At 40.3% G+C, this 18,183-nt stretch carries 19 protein-coding genes and 1 pseudogene; 14 read left to right on the top strand and 6 right to left on the bottom strand.

The genetic code is table 11. From position 1 onward, the window contains the following. Positions 1-516 precede the first annotated feature (516 nt). Positions 517-1,728 carry an argininosuccinate synthase gene (locus CDZ78_RS05790; RefSeq protein ID WP_087869155.1) on the top strand — a complete coding sequence of 404 codons (1,212 nt, stop codon included), beginning with the start codon at positions 517-519 and terminating at the stop codon, positions 1,726-1,728. A gap of 104 nt (positions 1,729-1,832) precedes the next feature. Further along, complete coding sequence (locus CDZ78_RS05785; protein ID WP_087869154.1) at positions 1,833-2,462, top strand: hypothetical protein; 630 nt, start codon at positions 1,833-1,835, stop codon at positions 2,460-2,462. 208 nt (positions 2,463-2,670) lie between these two features. On the opposite strand, the gene CDZ78_RS05780 is transcribed toward CDZ78_RS05785, so the two are convergent. After that, positions 2,671-3,006: a cytochrome c gene (locus CDZ78_RS05780; protein WP_087869153.1), complete on the bottom strand. Its 336-nt coding sequence runs from the start codon at positions 3,004-3,006 to the stop codon at positions 2,671-2,673. On the opposite strand from CDZ78_RS05780, the gene CDZ78_RS05775 reads away from it, so the two are divergent. After that, positions 2,991-3,455 carry an ISAzo13-like element transposase-related protein gene (locus tag CDZ78_RS05775; protein WP_140413899.1) on the top strand — a complete coding sequence of 155 codons (465 nt, stop codon included), beginning with the start codon at positions 2,991-2,993 and terminating at the stop codon, positions 3,453-3,455. The genes CDZ78_RS05780 and CDZ78_RS05775 overlap by 16 nt on opposite strands. A 106-nt stretch (positions 3,456-3,561) precedes the next feature. Here the strand turns inward: CDZ78_RS05775 and cysG are convergent, their stop codons facing one another. Beyond that, positions 3,562-4,971 (bottom strand): siroheme synthase CysG, encoded by a 1,410-nt coding sequence (gene cysG, locus CDZ78_RS05770; RefSeq protein WP_087869151.1) that lies wholly within the window; start codon positions 4,969-4,971, stop codon positions 3,562-3,564. A gap of 100 nt (positions 4,972-5,071) precedes the next feature. Here cysG and CDZ78_RS05765 point away from each other — a divergent pair, with 100 nt between their 5' ends. After that, positions 5,072-5,305 (top strand): sulfurtransferase TusA family protein, encoded by a 234-nt coding sequence (locus CDZ78_RS05765; protein ID WP_087869150.1) that lies wholly within the window; start codon positions 5,072-5,074, stop codon positions 5,303-5,305. Positions 5,306-5,377: 72 nt separating this feature from the next. Next, complete coding sequence (locus CDZ78_RS05760) at positions 5,378-7,120, top strand: ABC transporter ATP-binding protein (protein WP_087869149.1); 1,743 nt, start codon at positions 5,378-5,380, stop codon at positions 7,118-7,120. A 246-nt stretch (positions 7,121-7,366) separates the two neighbouring features. Here the strand turns inward: CDZ78_RS05760 and CDZ78_RS05755 are convergent, their stop codons facing one another. The 4 genes from CDZ78_RS05755 to glk all read right to left on the bottom strand — a co-directional run bounded on the left by CDZ78_RS05755 (position 7,367) and on the right by glk (position 9,928). Then, on the bottom strand, positions 7,367-7,870 hold the full coding sequence (locus CDZ78_RS05755; protein WP_230991009.1) for a sugar transferase: 504 nt from the start codon (positions 7,868-7,870) through the stop codon (positions 7,367-7,369). Further along, positions 7,861-8,385 carry a hypothetical protein gene (locus tag CDZ78_RS05750; protein WP_230991008.1) on the bottom strand — a complete coding sequence of 175 codons (525 nt, stop codon included), beginning with the start codon at positions 8,383-8,385 and terminating at the stop codon, positions 7,861-7,863. Before CDZ78_RS05750 ends, CDZ78_RS05755 begins: the two co-directional genes overlap by 10 nt. Positions 8,386-8,387: 2 nt before the next feature. Further along, entirely contained in the window at positions 8,388-8,768 is a 381-nt protein-coding gene (locus CDZ78_RS05745) for a hypothetical protein (protein ID WP_087869146.1), read from the bottom strand. A gap of 176 nt (positions 8,769-8,944) precedes the next feature. Further along, positions 8,945-9,928, bottom strand: a complete 984-nt coding sequence (gene glk, locus CDZ78_RS05740) for a glucokinase (RefSeq protein ID WP_087869145.1) — start codon at positions 9,926-9,928, stop codon at positions 8,945-8,947. A gap of 100 nt (positions 9,929-10,028) precedes the next feature. Between glk and CDZ78_RS05735 the strand changes: the two genes are divergently transcribed. The 9 genes and pseudogenes from CDZ78_RS05735 (at position 10,029) to tolR (ending at position 18,094) form a co-directional block, all read left to right on the top strand. After that, positions 10,029-12,539 (top strand): tetratricopeptide repeat protein, encoded by a 2,511-nt coding sequence (locus tag CDZ78_RS05735; protein ID WP_087869144.1) that lies wholly within the window; start codon positions 10,029-10,031, stop codon positions 12,537-12,539. Between the two features lie 14 nt (positions 12,540-12,553). Continuing rightward, a complete protein-coding gene (locus CDZ78_RS05730) occupies positions 12,554-12,889 on the top strand; it encodes a J domain-containing protein (RefSeq protein ID WP_087869143.1) in 336 nt (111 codons plus the stop codon). After that, positions 12,889-13,545: a nucleotide exchange factor GrpE gene (locus CDZ78_RS05725; RefSeq protein WP_087869142.1), complete on the top strand. Its 657-nt coding sequence runs from the start codon at positions 12,889-12,891 to the stop codon at positions 13,543-13,545. Before CDZ78_RS05730 ends, CDZ78_RS05725 begins: the two co-directional genes overlap by 1 nt. A gap of 6 nt (positions 13,546-13,551) precedes the next feature. Continuing rightward, positions 13,552-15,312, top strand: a complete 1,761-nt coding sequence (locus CDZ78_RS05720; RefSeq protein ID WP_087869141.1) for an Hsp70 family protein — start codon at positions 13,552-13,554, stop codon at positions 15,310-15,312. Continuing rightward, entirely contained in the window at positions 15,312-15,719 is a 408-nt protein-coding gene (locus CDZ78_RS05715) for a hypothetical protein (RefSeq protein ID WP_087869140.1), read from the top strand. The genes CDZ78_RS05720 and CDZ78_RS05715 overlap by 1 nt, the downstream gene beginning before the upstream one ends. Before the next feature lie 174 nt (positions 15,720-15,893). Beyond that, on the top strand, positions 15,894-16,100 hold the full coding sequence (locus tag CDZ78_RS05710; protein ID WP_087869139.1) for a hypothetical protein: 207 nt from the start codon (positions 15,894-15,896) through the stop codon (positions 16,098-16,100). Between the two features lie 521 nt (positions 16,101-16,621). Next, positions 16,622-17,005 (top strand): annotated as a pseudogene (gene ybgC / locus CDZ78_RS05705) (tol-pal system-associated acyl-CoA thioesterase); the annotation flags it as partial. Next, entirely contained in the window at positions 16,998-17,672 is a 675-nt protein-coding gene (tolQ, locus tag CDZ78_RS05700; protein WP_087869137.1) for a protein TolQ, read from the top strand. The pseudogene ybgC and the gene tolQ, both read left to right, overlap by 8 nt. Then, on the top strand, positions 17,672-18,094 hold the full coding sequence (gene tolR / locus CDZ78_RS05695; RefSeq protein ID WP_087869136.1) for a protein TolR: 423 nt from the start codon (positions 17,672-17,674) through the stop codon (positions 18,092-18,094). Before tolQ ends, tolR begins: the two co-directional genes overlap by 1 nt. Positions 18,095-18,183 lie beyond the last annotated feature (89 nt).

Here is an 18,183-nt window from a genome sequence, read left to right as displayed (position 1 = left end):
TTTTTAGTCCCTGATAGGCGACAGGGCAATTCGCTGATTCGACGTGTGCTAGCAGCACGCGAGAGGAGCAAGAATTGCATTCCGAATAGCCGTCCAGCCAGTGAGGTAGTAATGACGAAGCGGCTTTTGTGCGTAGTCGTTGCGGACGCAGGGCGTTCAGGGCATCTCCCATCCGCTGCGTAGGTGAACGAATTATGGCGACAGGAGTCCCGGAATTTCGTGAGGTAGCATGGCGCGCCTGAATTATATGAAAAAAATAGTCTTTTCATTCGTTTCAAATGCTATTGCCTAAGGGGAATTAAGTAGGGGTTTGCTATAAACATGGCAAAACCACCTAAAATAAACCTCGATACACCAGCATTGTGTATTTCAGCTACTCAATAATTGGGAAACTTCAGTTCAGTATAACAATTGCACTTGTGAATGCGGTGAAGTATAGAGATTAATTATTAAAATGGGCTGAGCATTATTTATAGTATAATTGACAAATTTTCATTTAGTTAGAGTTTGGGCGCAATGTCAGATACTAAAAAAGTAGTTTTAGCTTATTCGGGTGGTTTAGATACTTCAGTTATTTTGAAGTGGTTGCAAGATGAATATGATTGTGAAGTGGTTACGTTTACTGCTGATTTAGGGCAGGGCGAGGAAGTAGAGCCGGCGCGAGAAAAAGCAAAAGTTTTAGGTATTAAAGAAATTTATATTGATGATTTGCGCGAGGAATTTGTGCGTGATTATGTGTTTCCTATGTTTCGCGCTAATACTATCTATGAGGGCGAGTATTTATTAGGGACATCAATTGCGCGTCCCCTTATTTCTAAGCGGTTAATCGAGATTGCTAATGAGACGGGTGCTGATGCAGTTTCGCATGGAGCGACAGGTAAAGGTAATGATCAGGTGCGTTTTGAATTAGGCGCATATGCTTTACGTCCTGATATTAAGATTATTGCGCCTTGGCGTGAATGGGACTTGAATTCCAGGCAGAAGTTGCTTGCTTATGCCGAGAAACATGGTATTCCTATAGAAAGAAAAAAAGGTAAGGTGTCACCTTACTCTATGGATGCTAATTTGTTACATATCTCTTATGAAGGCGGGATTTTAGAAGATCCCTGGAATGAGCCTGAAGATGATATGTGGTTGTGGAGTGTGTCGCCCGAAGCTGCGCCTGATAAAGCAACTTATATGGAACTGACATATGCTAAAGGTGATATTGTTGCCATTGATGGTGTGTCACATTCACCGGCTGAAGTATTGGCTAAATTAAATAAAGTCGGTGGTGACAATGGTATTGGCCGTTTGGATATCGTAGAAAACCGTTATGTGGGTATGAAGTCGCGTGGATGCTACGAAACTCCAGGTGGTACGATTATGATGCGAGCACATAGGGCGATCGAATCATTGACTCTGGATCGTGAGGTAGCGCATTTAAAAGATGAGTTAATGCCACGTTACGCTACGCTTATTTATAATGGTTACTGGTGGAGCCCGGAGCGTGAAATGTTGCAGACAATGATTGATCAGTCTCAGTTGACTGTTAATGGCAAAGTTAGCTTGAAACTTTATAAAGGTAATGTTGATGTTGTGGGGCGTATGTCTGACACGGACAGTTTATTTGATGAGGCCATTGCTACTTTTGAAGATGATGAAGGCGCTTATAACCAACAAGATGCAGAAGGCTTTATTAAGCTGAATGCTTTAAGAATGCGCATTGCTGCCAAGAGGCTGAAATAGTTTTGAAATTAATCCCGTTTACTTTGAAAGTGAACGGGATTTTTTTTGTCAAACTTGTATAATGGCAGGTTCGAGTTCTTTGTAGGGGAAGAGGATTAGCTTTAATGAGCGATTTACGCAAAAATAATGAGAATAATAAATCAGTGCGTAATTTGACCGTTCTAAATTCAGCGACACAGTTAAGTGTACTGAAAATGAACCGGCTAGTATTAGCAATGCTTGTTGGTTTGATGGCAATGGTTATTTTTATGGGCATATTATTGATGCCAGCGGATGATCTTGCCTTGCAGCCTGCTCAGGCAGTCAAAGCGGTTGATTTGTCTCAGGTGCAGATGAATCCAGTTTTATCCGCTGAAGTGGATGCTCTAAAGTCTCAATTAGTTGCTTTAGTAAGTGGGTCTATTGAGAGTAAGCTAAATATACTGGAAGAGTCTTTGCGTAGCGGAACAATTTCTGAGACGGGTCTAGATACTATTCAAGCTTTGCAGGAAGATTTAGTTGTTTTAAAAACTTATTCTGCAACAGGCGCGGGACGTTTAATTGCTCAGAAATATTTACCTCAACCCAAAAATATTGAAACTATTGCTTTAGCTGAGCAGGTTTCACAACTCAAGGGTTTAGTGCATTTTTTGATTACTTCTTGTGGTCTGATGATCGCTGTTATTGGTGGAGTCTGGGTGCGTAGACGGTATGCACTGGAAGATAACTCTAGTGAACAGCAAAAAATATCGTAGGCTGTGGTTGAGGTACGAAACCCAGCAACAAAAAAAAGCTGGGATTACGCAAGCTTCATCCCAGCCTACACAGACTCATTATCTTGAGCGCACTAATACTTTTACGGTCTCTTAAGCTATCGTTAACCAGATACTTTTCTAATAGGCACAAAAAAGCCGTTCCAGGCATAACCTGGAACGGCTTTTTTTTATGTCTATTGTTTAAGGCTTATTGAGCTAGGAAGTTCCAAACTGCATCAATAGCTTCATCTTCTGAGTATCCAGCTTTTTTAACAGGTCCAACTGCCATGATTGCATCCATAGCTTTTGGCATTCCGTTTTTACCTTCTTTCAAAGTAGTAGCAAAGCTGCCTTTTGTTAAGTCGCCTGATTTAATAAGTGCGATTAACTGTGGGTTTGACGAGATGTCATGGCAAGCACCGCAACCACGACCAAAAGCACGGTCATAGATTTTTTTACCGACTTTAATATCGCTGCTAGCAGATGCTTGTGCGCTTAAACTTAGTAGAGCAACTGTAGAAACAGCTAATAGTATTTTTTTCATTTGGTTTCTTCCTCTTTGGTGTTAGTGTTAATAAAACAATTCATTATCCTAAAGCAAAATCATTGTTGATCCTTTGCGATGGTGGAGGGAGTAACAGCTCACGGCACTACATTTTTAAAGAAGATTTACAAAAGACTGCGAATGCACTTGGATTGGAAATTAGGATTGCCCACTATCCTCCTTATACCTCCAAGTATAATCCCATTGAACATCGTTTTTTTCCTCATGTGACTCGTGCTTGTGAAGGTGTTGTATTTGACTCGGTTGAAACAGTTAAAACATTGATTTCTAGAACATCAACGTCAAAAGGACTAACAACAATTGTTCACATACTCGACAAAATATACGAGACAGGACGAAAATATGCCGCTGACTTCAAAGAAATAATGCCGATTGTATTTGATACACATTTACCAAAATGGAATTACCGTGCAATTCCTCAAGAATAATTAATATCGGGAAGTTGTTTCGTGCTTATTCCTAAGTAAGAACCTCTGATCAAGCAAGTCTCGACGAAGTGTATCATTTGTTATAAACCCGTTCCTTTCATCCTGCCTAATACTCTTCAGGAGTAGAGTCTGCCTGAAACCATTTTAATGTGTTATGCAAGGAAACAACTGTACCTATAATAAATAAGGTTGGAGCATGAATACTTTGGTTTTTTAGCTTGTCGGGCAGGGTGCTCAAGGTACCGGTAATCACTCTCTGGTTATGTGTTGTCCCCTGTTGGATCAGGGCTATGGGTAAATCAGCTGCGGCACCATACTGAATCATGGATTTACAGATTATCTCCAGCCCAACTAAGCCCATATAGATAACAATTGTTTGTCTGGGTACTGCGAGCTGTTGCCAGTTTAGGTTGACAGTATTGTCTTTTAAATGGCCAGTAATAAAAGTACAGGATTGAGCGTGATCTCGGTGGGTAAGAGGTATGCCGGCATAGGTAGCACAACCGGAAGCCGCTGTAATACCAGGAACAACTTGAAAGTTAATATTTTGCTCTACCAATGTTTCAATTTCTTCGCCGCCTCGACCAAAAATAAACGGGTCGCCACCTTTTAAGCGGACAACGCGTTTGCCTGATTTTGCCAGGCGTGCCAGAAGTTCATTAATTGATTCCTGGGCCAGGCTATGATTATCGCGCTGCTTTCCAACATAAATCTTTTCTGCATCACGACGCACCAGTTCCAGTATTCCGTCAGAAACCAGGCGGTCATAGACGACTACATCGGCTTGTTGCATAAGGCGTAGGGCACGAAAGGTAAGCAAGTCAGGATCACCTGGACCGGCACCGACTAAGTAGACTTCACCAGTATTATCCAGTTTATCAGTGGAATTAAGTATGGCATCTTTTAAGCGTGCTTCAGCCTCGGCTTCTTTGCCAGAATAGAACAACTCAGCAATTGAGCCTTGGAGAATCTTTTCCCAGAAAATTCTGCGTTGTGCGGGCGGGTTAATCTTCTCTTTGACTAAGGCTCTGTATTTTTCAGCGAGTTGAGCCATTCTGCCGAAAGCGGGAGGAATAAGGCTTTCCAGTTTCGCACGTAATAAGCGCGCGAGGACAGGTGAAGTGCCACCAGACGAAACCGCTGCGATAACGGGTGAACGGTCAATAATTGCAGGGACTATAAAGCTACACAAGCCAGGGTTGTCGACAACATTGACTGGGATATTGTGAGTGTCCGCCGTTTCTGCAACCAGGGCATTAATAGTGGCTTGATTAGTCGCTGAAATAATCAGGCGTTGCTGGGCAATATCTTCAGGACTAAAATCTTTTTGTATGATTTCTAATTTAGGGTTGTTTGCTGCTAATTGGGTAACATTATTGCTTATTTCAGGCGCAACCACGGTAATTATCGCGCCTGCTTTAGCGAGTAATTCAACTTTTCGAGCTGCAACTTCGCCTGCGCCAACGACTAGGCAGTTTTTGTTTTTTAAATCGATAAAAAGTGGAAAATAGTCCATGTAATGATAATAAATCTATAAGTTCATTGTTCGGAAAAGGTGTTGTGGTGCTATTATATGCGCTCTTTATAAAGCATGATTGAGAAAATTTAAAATCAGAATGATTGAATTTAATATTGAAGTAGATGCGGCTGGCTTGCATTGTCCTTTACCCCTATTACGCCTAAAAAAAGCCCTGAAAGAAATGCAGTCTGGTGAGGTAGTGCGAGTAACTGCAACTGATCCTGCGGCACATCTGGATTTTGGTGTATATAGCGAACAGACAGGGCATGAAATTATCGAATATATTAGAGATGATGAGCAGCAGATTTTTTATGTACAAAAAAATAGTTGAGTGCCATATAGAGTGCTTTTATCATAATTTTTTACGCACGATAAGTCCGCTCTTACAAAAAACAATACAGTTATGCATGTCATTTTTAAAGAATACAGCAAGGTGGTCTGGCAAAAAAAATGGTATTTTCTGCTCTGTATCATTGGCTTAAGTAGTGCAACGGTGCTGAGTTTTTATGTGCCGGTTTTATATAAAAATATTGCTAATGGATTAGCTTCTGAATACTCTGCTGCAACACATTCTATGATGTTGCACAATCTCGGCATGATTGCTGTGTTTTATGCAGGTGTATGGTTATCATGGCGTGTGCTTGAAATTGGTATTATCCCTGTTGATGGCGGGGGCGTTAATTTGCTGGAAAAACGCTGTCTTGATGTTTTAAAAAAACAGCAATATATATTCTTTGAAAACAGTTTTTCCGGAAGTCTAATTAAACAGGCCAATCGATTTTCCCGGTCTTTTGAAATTATCATGGACTGGTGTCTGTTTCATCTATTTCAAAATATTCTGGCAATTAGTATAGCCTTTATTCTTTTCTATCAGCAACAGCCTTTGTTTGCCCTGTATTTTCTAGCCTGGGTCGTTGTGTATCTTATCTGGAATATTGGTTTTTCCTGGTGGAAACTAAAGTTTGACGAAGTGGTGGCCAAAGCAGATTCTAAAGTGGGTGGTGTATATTCGGATGCTATCAGTAATATCTTTATCGTTAAAAGCTTTGTTTTGGAAGATAAAGAGCAGCAACGAGTTGATCAGGCCTCTGACTATGTGTATCGACGCAAAAAGATAGCCTGGATTCTAATGTTTATTTCTTTTTCTGTGCAAGGTTTGATGATCTTTTTCATTGAATTATTGTTGATGTATCTGATGATTGGTAAATGGCAGGAGGGAGATTTTCAGGTAGGTGAATTTGTTTTGTTCCAGTCTATCCTGCTAATGTTGATTCAACGTCTGTGGGAATTTGGGCGTAATTTACTCAATTTCTTCACTGCATTAGCTGATGCAATGGAAATGAGTGAGGTGTTTAAGAATGCTGATTTAGAAATAGATACTCCTCAGGCGCAAGCGCAAACAATTAGTAGAGGGCAGGTTAGTTTTAAAGGTATTAACTTTGTCTACGAAGGGCACCAGCCATTGTTTAAGGACTTTTCTTTGCATATAAAAGCTGGGGAAAAAGTGGCTCTGGTTGGTCAATCAGGCTCTGGGAAAACCTCATTGACCCGATTACTGTTTCGATTTGTTGATGCACAGAGTGGAGAAATTCTGTTTGATGGTATTAATAGTCGTGATTTTACACTGGCTTCATTACGTCAGCAGATCTCTCTGATTCCACAGCAACCCGAATTATTTCATCGCTCGGTACGTGATAATATCGTGATGGGAACCGATGTATCAGATGTGGAATTACAGGCTGTTGCTGCCAAAGCTCAAAGTCTGGAGTTTATTCAGCAATTACCGCAGCAATTTGAGACTAAAGTGGGCGAGCGGGGCGTCAAATTATCGGGTGGTGAAAAACAAAGGATTGCCATTGCTCGCGCCTTGCTTGAAGATGCGCCGATTGTGGTTCTGGATGAAGCGACGAGTGCTCTGGATTCACTTACTGAGCAGCAGGTTCAAGTGGCTATTTTCGAGTTGTTGAAGCACAAAACTGCTCTGGTTATTGCGCATCGTTTGTCTACTATTTTACGTATGGATAGAATTATTGTACTGGAGCAAGGCCGTATTATTGAGCAGGGTACTCATCAGCAATTATTAACACTTGAAGGGCGCTATTATCAGATGTGGCAACATCAGCAGGGTGAGTTCCTGGGCATGTAGCTTGCCCAAGTGGCACCATAGTTAGTGCTTTCGTGAAATAGAGGTCTTTAAGCATAAGCCATTTTTGCTTATTTTTGAATCTATGTCGGAGGTGCTTTCTCGCTCCTTCAGTCACACGACTATTGGTTGCGAGTTGAACTAGCAGCACGCGAAGGAGGCAAGCAAGAATTGCATTAGGTAAAATAGTCGGCAACTACAGTTTAAGGTTTAAGGCTAAAGACTTCTGATTATGTTTTTCCAGGTGCTTTAGCTTGTTTCCTTATGTTTAAAGTCTTTAAATAAAGTCAGGAAAATAATTTTTAAATTAAACCACAGCGACCAGTTTTCTATATAGAATAAATCATAGTCAATACGCGTTTTCAGACAGGTATCACCACGCCAGCCGTTTATTTGTGCCCAGCCGGTAATGCCTGCAGGTACTAAATGTTTTTGCATATAGCTATCAATTTCATATTTGAACTGTTCAACAAATACGGTACGTTCAGGGCGTGGGCCTACTATCGACATATCTCCTTTTAATACATTAATAAATTGTGGTAGTTCATCGAGGCTAGTGCTACGTAAAAAGTGACCGATTCTGGTCGTTTGTTTTTTAGCTGCGCCACCCCAAATAGGGCCGCCAGTACGTTTGTCGGTGCCCATCGGCATAGAGCGAAACTTTAGCATATTAAAGCCTTTACCATTCCAGCTAACGCGTTCCTGCCTGTAAAATACCGGGCCAGGCGAGCTTAGTTTAACCGCTAGCGCAATGCCAAGCTGATCGGGCTGATTAATAATAGGATCAAGCTAGCAAGAAATTTATCCTCCAGCCATTTGATTGTTGCATTGGCGCTAGACATCGGTGAAATTGACATGTTAATAATCGCCAGGCCATCCAGGTGGCTAATTGAATAATTTAATAGTCGTAAACTGGCGATATCGGGAATTAACATAACATCAACAGTCACTGAGTGTAGCTGACGACTGAGCCTTTCAATTTTATCCATTTGCGTCAATGGCAGGGTGATCCATACCTGATCAATATCGTGTTGTTCTACATATTGGACAACAGTATCGATATCGCCCAGATATTCTAAATCCTGGTTTTCATTATTATGGTAAAAATAGCCAGCAATTTTTAATCCCATCCAGCTGGATGATTCAAGCTTTTTAGTAACTTGCTGATTTAAAGGGCTGCCGCCCACCAAAACGATATGCCTTTGATTTAATCCTCTGTTACGTATTGAATGTAATACCATGCGCAACGTGATTCTGGAGAAAATCAAGCCTAGGTAGGCGCTAACAAACCATAGCAAAAACCAGTGTCGTATTCAGTGGCTGTTTTGGTGAAAAATAGAAATGCTAATAATCCCAGAATAGCGCATGTCCAGCTGAATAGTAGTGTTAATGCTTCTTCAGCAATACTCGAGCCGCGCCAGCTTTTATAAACATTGAAAATAGGAAATAACCAGGCGCTAAATAAAAATCCGAGTAATAGGACTGTTAAATAGTGTTCCGGCATCAGGCCCAGGTAAGCTGGAAAGTTCTTAATAGGTTCTAAAGCATAAAAGCTTGCCACGCCACTGCCTGCAATTAGCAACCAGTCAAATAACTTGATGGCCACTAGTAATAGGTTAGCTTTTTCTTTAGCTTGACCAGTGAATTTCATAAGGGTCTATAAACTTTATTCAAATTTTAATAATCATACATAGCCTAAAATATTGCATAGTGGCTCGAGTTGTATGACGGTTATGTACTAGTATGACTTGCTTTTTACTCAGAATCTCATATCAGACAATTTGTACCGAGCTTGAAATCTATCTGACCTAGACTAGGGTTTATAAATCAGAAAAAGTAATTAGCGGCTCCAATAAGTGGAGCGTTCGGATTAAGAGATAGTTTAATCGAAATACCGTTGAGTAATGGCGCAAAGCGGCCTTTAGCGGTAAATGCACGCAAAAAACTTTCACTTTCCAGAGCTGGGCGGATTTTAGGGCCGATACCGCCACCAATAAAGACCCCTCCCGTTGCTAAACACTGTAGTGCAAGGTTGCCTGCTTCTGCTGCATAGAATTCTACAAATAAGCGCACGACTTCAACGCATACCGGGTCTTTATTATTCACGCCTAGGCTAGAAATGATAGCATTCCTGTCGCCGGCTGAGGGACTGACTTCATTAACTGAGGGCACAGCGGGGCAGGCTGGTCCAAATCCTGATTCAAGCAGAAAGTCGTAAAGATAACTAAAGCCAACTCCGGAAAGCACGCGTTCCCAGCTTACATGACCATTGAACTGCTTACGCAGATAGTTTAGAAATTGATCCTGTTGTACTGTTTGCGGAGCAAAGTCAGTATGTCCCCCTTCAGTTGCAATCGGATGATGTTGTTTTCCATCCCAGAAAAGTATTGCTTCGCCTAAGCCTGTACCCGCAGCAAGAACAGCAATATTGCCATTTTTAGTTTGTGCATTTGGGTTAAGTTCGACCAGGTCGGCTGCTGACCCATGTAACATGCCAACTGCCATGGCCTCAAGATCATTTAATAGTTTAACCTTGCTGGTATTAAATTTTTCAGCAAGCTCTTGAGCATCTATGGTCCAGGGCAGGTTAGTCGTCTGGCAGCGTTGATTAACGATAGGGCCGGCAATACCAAAACATGCGGCATCAATGACGGTATCTGGTTTTATAAAGATGGAAAGGATATCTTCGAACTGAGGGTAGTCATTGCTGACAAAAGTCTGTTCAAATTTGCATTGCATTTTTCCCTGGCTATTTTTGCGATATAACGCTAAAACTGTTTTTGTACCACCTATATCGCCTGCTAATATCATTGCTATGCTCCTTATTGAATTGCTAAAGGATTATACCTGATTAAAATGTAAATGCTTTATAATGGCGGACGGTCAAATTTATACAATCCAGCAAGATTAAATGAGTAAACAAACATCTATTCCCGGTATGGAGGAGCATGACCTTGAAGACCAGGCATCGGTCCAATTGTCATCAGCTCATTACAAGGAAGCCATTAGACTTTTTAAGAAGTTATTACAAACAGATGACAAAGATGAGTGGCGACAAAAGTTAGCTTATTGTTATGTACAAAGAGCCATGCAATTTGCTACCAGGGGTATGTACAAAGAGGCATTGGTGTTATGGGAGAATCATGTCCAGTATACTCAAGCTCCCTATGATGCAAATGATCAGTATATATTCTGGTTGATTCAAACCAGTAACCAGGCCAAAATTCACACTAACTTAGGCGACTTATCAGCACAACAACTGGATAAACAATACCCTTCATTGGCTACTGTATTAGGTCTGTTAATGCTTACCGAGCATCCTGAGTTTGAGCAGTATTTGCCACAAGATTCTGTTTTTATCGCGCAATTCAAAATAGTCCAGACAGCATTGCAGGCTTATCAGGGTAATGATAGCAACAAGCTCAATAAGGCTTTGAAATTGTTACCCTATCGATCGGCCTTTCGAGACTTTCGCACCTTGCTGAATGCCGTTGTGCTAATGCCTAGTTCTGTGGAACAGGCGAAATCACTTTTAACTAAAATCCCTGCACATTCAGCCTATTTCCAGGCAGCAAGAATATTGCTCGTGTGCACTAAAGAAGGTTCGGAACTGGCTGAAGAGCTAGTACAGCTAAGTCATCAACAATGTGCTGTGGCTAGTGAAATTAGAGGTTTAAATAAAAAACAGCAGGACTTTATTCAGCACTATAGCCAGCAGCATGATAAATTGACTGACAAGGTGCAATTTAAGATGGCAATTCAATTTCAGCCCTTGTTAGGGAATGAATTTGCACAGAGCTTTTGTCAGAGCCTGCTGGCTAGCTATCCAGCAGGAAAAAAAGATTTTAACAAGCATTTTTCTAAATCCAGTGAATTTGAAGAAAACCGGATTAAAGCGTTAAGCTTCGAACAGGATAATAACTTTGATGATGCTGAATTTTATTGGCGACTATGCTTTAACGAATTAAGTGATAAATATTCTGATAATAGTTTAAAAAGAGCACTGATCTTACGCCATATGGCTGTAAGAGAATCAGATGAAGAAGGGCGAGCTGAATTACTTGAGGAAAGTCTGGATTATGACCCTGGCGATCGCCAGAGCTATCTGCAAATTATTCAATACTATAGTCAGCAATCTGAGACTGAAAAGGAATATAAGAAGTGGCTGGCAATTACCTTAAAACAATTTCCGCAGGATGTTGAAGTATTAACTCAAGCTGTTAAAACGGCAACGCGTAATAAAACCTATAAAAAAGCGAGCCAATATGCAACTAAAATATTAAAAATTGACCCTTTAAATACCTTTGCAAAACAAATACTGTTTTCCAGTCATTTAGCCCATGCACGGGGATTGATGCGCGAAAAAAAGTATCGTTTAGTGGAAAAAGAAATTAGTCAGGCTGAAAAACTTAATATTGGTAAAGTCTATCAGAAACAAATACGCTTAATGCGGGCGCTGCTCTGTTTTGCTAATGAGGATAAACAACAAGGCATGCAACGTATAGTTGCAGAGCTAGCAGTGTTACATACAGATCCTGTTAATGGTCACTTTCGGGCAACTATGGAAGCCCAATTAAATGGTCTGCCCGTTGCTACTGTTTTACGTGAGTTGCCGTCAATTAAGCAACACTTGCTCTCTGCACAGGAGTTGACTGAACTTATTAGACAGATAGGGCAATATGCGACTGATAACAACGACCAGGTATTTTCACACAAAGCACTAGAAAAAATTAAAGCGCCATTAAAAAAATCTCTCTCTGAACATGAATACACCGAGGAGTTGTTTTTAAATTTATGCAAAGTGCTGGATAGTATTGGGCATTTTGAATTGTTACGTCATTGTGTGAAGTCAACCCCGCTCAAATGGAACAAACCAATCTGGATGTATTACCAGGTTTATGCGGATACAAACGGTGATGCCAGAGAGTGCTCAAATTGGCAAATTCAGCGCTTGCAGATTGCTAATGATCAAGCCAGGGATGATAAAGATTACCCAACAGCTATGTTGATTGATAAGCTCCTGGAGAGCTATTTTGAGGCTAACCCGCAGGGAGGCTTCGGGATTTTTGATGAGTTGTTTGGTGGCTTTGACCTTGACGACGACGATGACGATGAGTTTTACGATCCGATGGAAGAGATTTTTGCACACCTTGATGAGGATGTGTTGCTTAAGTTAAATGAAAAAGCAGAGTTAATCATGAAAAAGCTAACACCGGAAAAGCTTATTCAGGGGGTCATGAAAAAAGTGGGTAATAATGAGGGTATTCTTATGGCAATCATGCAAAATCCGGATATATTGTCGGCATTGATGATCCTTAGGGCTGCTGATGAGTTAAAGCTGAATATTGAGGTTGATATTGATGATGTCATTAATATGTTTGATATTAACGACAACAAAACCCCATTTCCTTGCCCTTTTTAAGTAGTTAATCTATTATGCAAACACCTTATGAAATTCTGGGCATTGCCGTTAGTGCCAGTGATAATGAAATAAAGCAGGCTTATTTACAGCAAGTTAAAATTAACCCGCCAGATCGTAATCAACAACAGTTTCAGCTAATTCATGATGCTTACACGGCTATAAAAAATCATAAAAGCAGAGTCAGTTATGATTTGTTTACTTTTCCAGTAGCAAATTTCAATACTGTGATTGATAAAGCATTGCAAACTGAGCAGGAGCTAAAAGTGAATTTTGAGTCTTTAAACAAAATACTTAACATCAGCATTGATAGCAGCACTCTATTAAATGCGATTGCCAGCCCCGAGAAATAATGACCACAGACGCACAAAAAACTGAATTACTGGACTTTTTTCAAAAGTATCTGGAGCAGGATCGTCCTGAAACCTATATGGCTGATGAGCAGCCCGATTTAAATACACTACTTGTTGAATTGACAGGTTTAAAAACAGAAGTCAAAGCTGAATCCAGGCAATTTAAAAATACTCTGGATACACTGAGCTCGGCGCTTAATACGGTGCAAGATGATAATCAATCACTAGCGACTGAATTAGCTGCATATAGTCAACGATTAGAGCAACAGCAAGCTGATATTATGCGTACGATGCTATTGGAAATGATTGATATTTATGATCGATTAAGCAATGGGGTTGATGTTTTACAGAATTATAGCCCTGTCAATGCCTTGTTCAAACATTCCCGAAAAAAAGATGTACACTTTATTGAGCGCTTTAAAGATGGGCAGCTGATGACTGTCAGGCGTTTTGAACAATTATTGCAAAGATATCAGGTTAGAGCGATAGACTGTGTAGGTAAATTACTTGACCCTGTGAGCATGAGTGCAGTGGAAATAAGTCATGATTCCGAGTTTGAAAACGGTATTGTGCTAGAAGAGTTGCGTAAGGGGTTCATGTTTAAAGGTCAGGTTCTGCGTCTGGCAGAAGTGAAAGTTAATAAAATCAAGGTTTGATAGAAGATGAACGAAATTATTATAGGTATAGATTTAGGTACTACTAACTCGGAAGTATCCATTGTAGAAAACGGTAAAGTAACGGTTATTAGTAATGGCGACAAAAAAATGCTGCCCTCATTTGTTGGTATGGATGATAACGCCCAGATTATCGTGGGTGAAACAGCAAGAAATCAGTATCTGGTTTACCCCGAAAGAACCATTAAATCAATCAAACGATTGATGGGGCAGGATGCGCATGTTGAGTTAGCAGGGCAGACTTATACGCCACAGGAAATTTCTGCAATCATTCTTAAACGCCTAAAAGCTATTGCAGAAAACTATCTAGGGCAAACTGTTAGCAAGGCAGTGATAACGGTACCTGCCTATTTTTCTGATGCACAACGGCAAGCAACTCGTGAGGCTGGAGAAATTGCTGGCTTAGAGGTCATGCGTATGATTAATGAACCGACTGCAGCAGCGCTGGCTTATGATGCCAATCAATCAGAAGCTAAGCATGTGCTAGTGTATGATTTGGGTGGGGGGACATTTGATGTGTCCGTGGTTAATATCGAGTCTGGTGTGGTTGAAGTACTGTCTAGCCATGGTGATAATCAATTAGGGGGTGATGATTTTGACCAGCAAATCATTGAATATCTGCTAGAGCATATACAGGACAGTTATCAAGTAGATGTGCGTACGCACAGTAAAGCTATGGCGCGCATTACCCGTGCAGCTGAAGAAGCAAAGTTTATACTTTCTGATCAACCCTATGCGCAAATTGATGAAGAATATTTATTAGAGCATGAAGGTGTCGCGATACATCTATCGCATGAACTTTCCAGAATGGCTTATGAAGAGATGATTGAGGATTATATCAATGCGACTCTGGATGCTGTACATATTGCGTTGAAAGGGGCGAAATTCACTACAACTGATATTGATGAAATTATTCTGGTTGGTGGCTCTACTCGTACCCCTTGTATTCGTGAGCGTTTGCTGAATGAATTCGGTTTTGAACCGCATAGTGAAGTCGATCCGGATTTGTGTGTCGTTATGGGCGCGGCGATTCAAGCGGCAATGATCGCGGGGCAGGATGTTGATACGGTACTGGTTGATGTTACTCCTTATACTTATGGAACCAGTGCAATTGGGTCACTGGATGGTCAGCCATATCCTTTTATGTTTGTGCCCATTATTCATAAAAACACAGTATTGCCTAATCGGAAATCAGATGCATTTGCCACTAGTTTTGATGGTCAGGAAGCTGTTGAGATTACCGTTTATCAGGGTGAGGACCCTGATGCATTACGTAATGTAAAAATAGGTGAGTTTAGGGTTGAAGGTCTACTGGATGTGGTGGCTGGAAATATTATTACTTTGACTCTGGCTCTGGACCTAAATGGTATTCTACAAGTTTCAGCGCAGGAAAAAGATACCGGCCTGGAAAAATCGATTACTATTAAAAATGCTTTGTCTCAGTTTGAGGATGATGCATTAGATGCTGCTAAACAACGCATTAACTCTTTGTTAGGACAAATGGATCCGCGTGTTATTGAACACGAACCAGCTGCAGAAAATGAGCAATCTGTAGCACCTGAAATTGAAGCAGCACAGGAATTGATTGTTAAAGCTGAAGGTTTATTTGAGCAAGTATCAAACGAAGACAAGGAAGATATGATCGATTTAATAGAAACTTTAACTGTATGTATAGCAGCCAGGGATATTCAAGGACTAGATGACCCAATGACAGAGTTGAGTGATATTATCTATTATCTGGAATCTTGATGCAGCGCTGTCCATGCTGTAATGCACGCCTACGTGAGCGAAGTATTTGTTCGCGCTGTAAGGCAGATTTAAGTTCGTTAATTCGCTGTGCGCAGGGTGCTCAATTATGGCTTGCTAAAGCAATACAGTTTTATTTAGTTGAAAATGTTGAGCAAAGCATAGTAGCCCTAGATGTTTCATTAAACTTAAAGAAGTCTCAGGTGGCTGTTGTCTTTCGTGAGTTTTTAATTGAGCAGCAATGTCGTGTTATTCTGGATTTACTGGCTCAAAAACAGCTACAGCTAGCTAGGAAAAGCTTATATAGCATGCGTAAATTGCGTCCTTATAGTAAACAGTTACAGCAGATGTACTTCTTTAATGATTATTTGGGCATGCGAAATCAAGATCGGGTGCTCGATAACTCATAAATCAGTTTGTATTTGCTCTTCGATTTAGATTTTGAATCCTTTGTTGATTCGACCCCTTTGATTGTTAAAGGTATAATGTATTAAAATAACTAAATTCGTTTGTTATTTAATGCCAGACATTGATATGCCTAGTGTCTGGCTAATTATAATTTAATAGGGCATGGAGATATTAAAATGAAAAAACTTTTCGCTGGTTTAGGGTTAATGTTAATAGCTACTGCTTCTTTTGCTAAACCTTATGTGTGTAAAGGTTACATCGATGGAGCGCAAGCAGGAGAAGCAATTACTGTTAACGCATCGAAAACACCAGTTGCTGAAGATAAAGCTTATCAACGTATGTTAAAAGCAGGCACTAAAGTAGATTACGTGCAGTGTAAGTAAGCGCAACTAGTTAATAGTGGAGTAGAGAGAAACGACTGATATGACAGGATAATCTCTCTGCCCTACCTTTTTCTAAGGGTTTGTATTGCTGATATATATAATTTTTTAAATAAATTCCGCTTTTCCTGTTTAACTTAGAAACGGGGCGCAGGTCTTTAGCCTGCATTTTAAATGGCTTAATGAGTCCATTATCTCGCTCCAGAATGAAATATGATAATGAGATTTTTTAGTTCACCCATTTAAGTACGTACATCGACTCTACTAATCTCAAACTTCCCTATTGATGAGATGCTCTCTCAGGTGTTTAAATCATCCTTACTCTATATCGTATACGATAATTATTAGCCATAGTGGTTTTATGGATATCACTAATTAAGGCACTTTTTTTATGGAATGTTTTTTGCTTTATTTTAAGATGATTAAACCTGTGCTACACCAAGCTGTGTGAGAATGATTTTTTAATTGGCTGATATGAGCCTGAATTGTTGTATATAAACGATATGAACAATACTTTTGATTGACCTGTACGTGTTTATTATGAAGATACCGATGCAGGTGGCGTGGTTTTTTATGCCAACTATCTAAAATCTTATGAACGTGCGCGGACGGAAATGTTGCGTGCGATGGGGTTTGAGCAAGATGAATTAATTACTCGGCAGGCAGTGATATTTGTCGTCCGTTCAGTACAGCTTGATTATCTAAAGCCCGCTAAATTTAATGAGCTACTAAATGTGAGTGCTAGTTTAAGTCAGGTAAAGAGTGCAAGTTTAATTTTTGAGCAAACAATTACCTGCAATGAAGAACTTTTGAATACCGCCACTATTCGTATTGCTTGCCTGGATTCAGATACCATGCGTCCTAAACTAATTCCTGATGTACTAAAACAAGCGCTAAGCTATGAATAACGATTTATCTATTTTTTATCTGATTACCCAAGCTAGTTGGGTTGTTCAACTGGTCATGCTTATTTTATTGGGCGCCTCACTGGTTTCCTGGAACTTTATTTTTGCTAAGCGTACAGAGCTAAAACACGCGATCAAGGCGGCTGATGAGTTTGAATCTCAATTCTGGTCGGGTGGTGATTTGAGTCATTTATATGCAAGAATTTCTGTACAAGAGACTCCTGTAGAGGGGCTGGAAAAAATATTTGTTGCCGGGTATAAAGAATTTTCGAAGATGCATAAAGTGAGTGGGGCTCAGGCCTCAGAAAAAGTAGAAAATGCACAAAGAGCAATGCGGATAGAATTAACGCGTGAACTAGATAAACTTGATGAAGGTTTACCCTTTTTAGCGACAGTTGGATCGACTAGCCCTTATGTAGGATTATTTGGTACTGTCTGGGGTATTATGAATTCGTTTCGTTCACTTTCTACTGCCAAACAGGCGACGCTTGCACAAGTTGCTCCTGGTATAGCAGAAGCGTTGGTAGCGACAGCAATAGGCCTATTTGCGGCAATCCCGGCGGTTGTTGCCTACAATCGCTTTTCGACGGGAGTAGACCGTTTGATGGTGCGTTACGAATTATTTATAGATGAATTTGTTGTCTTGTTACAGCGACAGGCGCATTCATAATGGCAAAACGAGCACGTAGAAAACCGATGGCAGAAATTAATGTCGTGCCTTATATAGACGTGACTCTGGTTTTGTTGATTATTTTTATGATTACAGCGCCATTGATTCAATCCGGTGTTGATGTTGATTTACCGGTGGCTAATGCTGAAGATATTAGCCTGGAAGACCTACCGGATCCGGTTATTATAACTATTACTAAGACTGGACAGTTTTATATAGATTTAGGTAATGGTGAAGATGATGAGCCAGTGACTGCTAAAGAGGTTTTGATATTAACTCAGGCGGTACGAAAAAATAAACCGGCGACACAAGTGTATATTCGAGGTGATAAGCAAGTAGAATATGGGAAAGTCGTCACCGTGATGTCTGCCTTGAAAAATGCGGGTGTGCCAAATGTCGGTTTAATGACGGAAAATTTTTAACCTGTATTCCGTTAAACTGAAGTTTCCCAATAATTATTTATGGTAAAATTGAAACTATGCTACAACTATATGAAAAAAATAGTCTTTTC

Source organism: Bathymodiolus platifrons methanotrophic gill symbiont (genome assembly GCF_002189065.1).
Taxonomy (GTDB): domain Bacteria; phylum Pseudomonadota; class Gammaproteobacteria; order Methylococcales; family Methylomonadaceae; genus Methyloprofundus.
The sequence above is the reverse complement of the archived record's forward strand: the minus strand, read 5'-3'. Positions and strand labels throughout refer to the sequence as shown.